This is a genomic window from Selenomonas sp. oral taxon 892 str. F0426 (assembly GCF_000468035.1).
Taxonomy (GTDB): Bacteria; Bacillota; Negativicutes; order Selenomonadales; family Selenomonadaceae; genus Centipeda.
Map to the genome: position 1 here is coordinate 11,604 of NZ_KI260521.1, position 4,613 is coordinate 16,216.

The following is a 4,613-nucleotide window of genomic DNA, read 5'->3' on the forward strand; positions in this document are numbered from 1 at the left end:
ATCCGTTCTGTCGCCCGATGGCATATCCCTCCATACGGCTCTTGTAATCCCCGCGCAGCAGCCCGTCCACGTTGAAACGGATGAAGTAATCCTTCCGCTCTTTATCCGTCAGCAGTGCTTTTTGCAGGGACTGCTCCCAACGAACCACCCATGGATTCAGTGTGTATTTGACAAATTCAAGCGACTGCTGCTCGATATTTGAAAACGAAGATTTCTCCAAGTCTCCTACCATATGCGGCGGCACACGATAGAGCCGTGCAATCTCGTCAATCTGGAACTTCCTTGTCTCAAGGAACTGCGCCTCCTCGGGCGGTATGGCAATCTGCTGATACTTTACACCCTCCTCAAGGACGGCGATTCTGCCCGTGTTCATCGTGCCGCCGTAGACGGCGTGCCAACTTTCACGGAGCTTCGACGGGTCTTTTAGAACGCCCGGATGCTCAAGCACGCCGCCCGGACGCGCTCCGTTCTTGAAGAATGCCGCGCCATACTCTTCCGTTGCCAGAGCGATGCCGATGGCATTCTTTGCCATAGCAATGGGAGAATAGCCGACAAGTCCGTCAAAGCCGAGTCCCGGAATGTGGAGCACATCTTCACGACGCAGACGAATCTGCCCCTTATCTTTGAAGTTCGGATTCTCCTCCGTGCTTCGCGTGTAGGTGTAGTAGAGTTCCCCCGTGCGGCTGTCGCGACCGACCTCCATCTTGTCCGGGAGCAGCGGATAGAGTCCGAGAACACGCCCCCTGCCATCCCGCAAAATTTGTGCATAAGCATTTCCCCACAAAAGAAGGTGACTCATCATGGTTTCGCGAAATATAAAGGAGGTCATCTCTGGGTTCGGCGCATCGTGGAGCAGGAAATACAGCGGATGCTCCGGTACACGCTCTTTGCCCTGACCTTGATAGGCATAGACGTGAAGAGGTAGCCCTGCGATGGATTCGGCGAGGATACGCACACAGGCGTAGACTGCCGTTGTCTGCATGGCCGTCCGTTCGTTGACCGCCTTGCCCGCCGCCGTCTGCCCAAACAAAAAGGACAAGCCGCCGAGATGATTCGTAGGCTTATCCCGCGAACGGAAGAGTTTGCTGAATAGGTTCATGAAAACCTCCATTTCAAAACACCCACACACCACGATTTTCATACACCGATTCCGACATATCATTTCCACACCGAATCGCACGATCGAGTGCCATGATGAGAGCAATCACGCCGTCGATCTTCTCTGTGGACTTCTCCTTGTCCGCCTTGATGTTCCCCGCAGGATCGGTGCGAATAAAGATGTTGTCTGCCATCCAGCGCATGACGGGATGCCCGCCGTGCGCTATTTTCTTTTCCAGAGTCAGTTTCATCAACTCTTTGGTCGGCGGGCTCATATCCTTGAATCCCTGCCCGAACGGAACAACGGTGAATCCCATTCCTTCGAGGTTCTGCACCATCTGTACCGCGCCCCATCGGTCAAAGGCAATCTCGCGGATGTTGTACTTTTCGCCAAGTTTCTCAATGAACGTCTCGATGAATCCGTAATGCACAACATTCCCCTCGGTGGTCATGAGAAAGCCCTTCTTCTCCCACACGTCATACGGTACATGATCGCGGCGCACACGCAGGTCAATATTCTCCTCGGGAATCCAGAAATACGGAAGCACGGCAAACGTCTCATCCTCCTCGCTCGGAGGGAACACAAGAACAAATGCCGTAATGTCCATCGTGGAGGAAAGGTCAAGCCCGCCGTAGCAGACGCGCCCTTCTAAGGACTCAGCGTCAACAGGTATGGCGCACGCATCCCACTTGTCCATCGGCATCCACCGCACGGACTGCTTTACCCATTGATTTAACCGCAGCTGACGGAAGCTGTTCTCCTCAGCGGGATTCTGCCGTGCCGAATCACAGGCTGCCTGTACCTTGTCGATGCCGACCGTAATTCCGAGGGACGGATTCGACCGCTTCCAGACCTCCGGGTCTGTCCAGTCCTCATCCTCCTTCGCTCCGTAGATCACGGGATAGAAGGTCGAATCAATCTTTCTCCCTTCGAGAATGTCCTTCGCTTTCTGATGCGTCTCGTAGCAGATGGACTGGGTATCCGTCCCTGCCGTGGTGATAAGGAAGTAAAGCGGCTGCATACGCGCATCGCCGGAACCTTTCGTCATAACGTCAAAGAGTTTGCGGTTCGGCTGCGTGTGCAGTTCGTCGAATACAACGCCGTGAATGTTGAAGCCGTGTTTCGAGTAGGCTTCTGCCGAAAGCACCTGATAGAAGCTGTTCGTTGGCAGATATACCATGCGCTTCTGGGAGGCGAGAATCTTCACCCGCTTACTGAGTGCAGGACACATCCGCACCATATCTGCTGCGACCTCAAAGACAATGCTCGCCTGCTGACGGTCGGCGGCACAGCCATACACCTCGGCGCGTTCCTCACCGTCTCCACAGCAAAGGAGCAGTGCGACAGCGGCCGCGAGCTCTGATTTTCCTTGCTTCTTGGGAATCTCCACATACGCCGTATTGAACTGCCGATAACCGTTCGGCTTCAAAATTCCGAAAATGTCTCGGATAATGCGCTCCTGCCAGTCGATCAGTTCAAAGGGCTTTCCTGCCCACGTCCCCTTCGTATGGCACAGGCACTCAATAAATCCCACCGCATAGTTCGCAGAGGCTTTGTCATAGTGCGCGCCCTCTGCCATGAACCTCGTCGGCTTGTAGTCCGTCAGTTTCCGCATGAAGTCACCCCCTTCCAAGTGTACGCAAACGAGAAAACCGCCCGCAGGCGGTTCTCGGCAAACTGTGTATTGTTTATTTGCTGCTGTATTCGTATGCCGCAGCGAGGATTTCCTCGTCGAAGCCAAATTTTCGATAGGCTTCATCGAGGACGGCAAGATAATCGACGGTGGGCAGTCCCAGCCTGCGCTCCTCGTGCATGATGTATGCCATTCCTCGCGTCATGCCGCAGGGCTTTCCGTCTGCATCGGTTCTCACGGCTTGGACTGTCCGTTTGTAGTAGAACGTCGGGAATCCCTCGTAGCGGTCAAGCCGTTCCTCGTCCTTTTCCGAAATACGCCAGAGCAGAATTGGGACGGTCAGCCCCTTCTCTTTCTCGATGGTCGCATACGCTCCCGTCTTGCTCCCCTTGAACATGAGCCGCCAGCCTTCGAGGAGTCCCGTCCCCAGAAGCTCCGCCTCCGGGCAGCGAAACGCCATCTGCCGCTCGTCCATGTTCGAGCCGTAAGCGATGTAAATCTTCGTTTTCATCTTCATCATCCTTTCCGCTTCCGAAGGAACATTCCTTCTACCGCCCCAAGCCCGCCGTCTGGCGGGCAATGTCGGGTCTTTGGCATTTATGCCGAAGGGGTGCTCCTGCCGAAGCGGAAAGCAGCGTCGCCCGCAAGGTTCCTCGTGAGGATGTCCCGCGCCGTGGCGAATTCCCCGCCGATGAAGCCGAGGCGCATCAGCCATGTCCGCATTGCGAATTTCGGGTTCTCCCGCTGCGGTTCTTTGGGGCTTGCCGTCCTTAGTGTCTTTGCCATTTCGGAAAGGGCAAGGCAAAGCTGGATGTAACTCTTGATTTCCCCCGCGTGGATACCGCCCTTACGCTCTGCCGTGGGATTGGCAAACTGAAAGAGGCGGAATTCGATGGTGCCTTTCGTGAAGGTCGCGTGGAGATTGAGGCAATGATACCGTGAGCCGTTGTAGTGATGTCCTCTGCCATGTGCAGCACAATTCCCTTCGTACCAGATGTCCGCAAGTTCTTCCATCGTCTGTGGCTTTTCCCTGTTGAGACGGTCGAGGAAGATTCGATCCACTGTCCTGCAGTAGCGTCCGATGCGGCTTTGGTCGATGCGCATCGCGGCGATCAGGAGACTTTCGTGGCTTGCCATCAAATTGGCGAGGTTGCGGAGGGTTTTCGCCGTATGGTCGCCCTTGCCGATGTGAATGTGTACGCCGCACATGTGGGCGGGGTTGCTCTTTGCTCCCGCGTGGCGCAGCCTCCGCAGAAGTTCCTGCAGGCGCTCGATGTCTTCGTAGTGCAGGATGGGCGTTACCAGTTCGGTCTGCTCTGCGCTGCTTCCGGCTTCGATGCTGACGTCGCGCTGGAATTTCCACTCGCGCCCCTGGTCGTCCCATGCGCTCCATGTGCAGTAACCGTTGCGGTGCGCCGTGTCCTTGAAGTCTCCCGTGCCGAAGAAGTCCGCCGCGATTCCCGCCGCGTCCCTGCGGGTAATGCCGTACATCTCGACTTCCACCCCGATGGTCTGCCTTTTCATGTCTGCGATCTGCCGTGCCGTTTCCGCTTTCATTTGGAAGCTCCCCTTTCTTCGCTGTCCTATGGGCTTTCCTTGTGTATATACATGGCTCTAAAAGCCACATATAGCAAGCGAATAGCGGAGTATACTTGACATTTTGCAGATTTTTTACGGCGTATCATACGGTGCAACGAGAAGCAGCCCCGAAGGGCTGTTTTTCCTCTTGGAGCGGCTTAGATGCGCTTCATGCACCAAGCCATCGCGTGCCCACCGTCCTCGAAAAGCTCCTTGGCGGCTTCGACGAGGTTCAGTCGGCATTCGATGTCCGCGAATCCCGTCTCCTTCGGCGTTTCGACCATCTCGTAGACGGCTGCGTGG

3 protein-coding genes and 2 pseudogenes are annotated in these 4,613 nt (G+C 55.6%); all 5 read right to left on the reverse strand.

Annotated features, from left to right (window positions below):
- Positions 1-1,099: pseudogene (locus HMPREF1992_RS00955) on the reverse strand (phage portal protein); the annotation flags it as partial.
- Between the two features lie 13 nt (positions 1,100-1,112).
- On the reverse strand, positions 1,113-2,714 hold the full coding sequence (locus HMPREF1992_RS00960; protein ID WP_021683929.1) for a terminase large subunit: 1,602 nt from the start codon (positions 2,712-2,714) through the stop codon (positions 1,113-1,115).
- A 73-nt stretch (positions 2,715-2,787) separates the two neighbouring features.
- The gene (locus tag HMPREF1992_RS00965) at positions 2,788-3,252 is read right to left on the reverse strand and encodes a gamma-glutamylcyclotransferase family protein (RefSeq protein ID WP_021683930.1); all 465 of its coding nucleotides are present in this window, start codon (positions 3,250-3,252) and stop codon (positions 2,788-2,790) included.
- A 77-nt stretch (positions 3,253-3,329) separates the two neighbouring features.
- Entirely contained in the window at positions 3,330-4,289 is a 960-nt protein-coding gene (locus HMPREF1992_RS00970; protein WP_021683931.1) for an amidoligase family protein, read from the reverse strand.
- Between the two features lie 179 nt (positions 4,290-4,468).
- Positions 4,469-4,613: pseudogene (locus HMPREF1992_RS11570) on the reverse strand (hypothetical protein); the annotation flags it as partial.

Coding starts and splice junctions, on each gene's coding strand:
- HMPREF1992_RS00960 (WP_021683929.1), bottom strand. CDS start 2,714: ATGCGGAAACTGACGGACTACAAGCCGACGAGGTTCATGGCAGAGGGC.
- HMPREF1992_RS00965 (WP_021683930.1), bottom strand. CDS start 3,252: ATGATGAAGATGAAAACGAAGATTTACATCGCTTACGGCTCGAACATG.
- HMPREF1992_RS00970 (WP_021683931.1), bottom strand. CDS start 4,289: ATGAAAGCGGAAACGGCACGGCAGATCGCAGACATGAAAAGGCAGACC.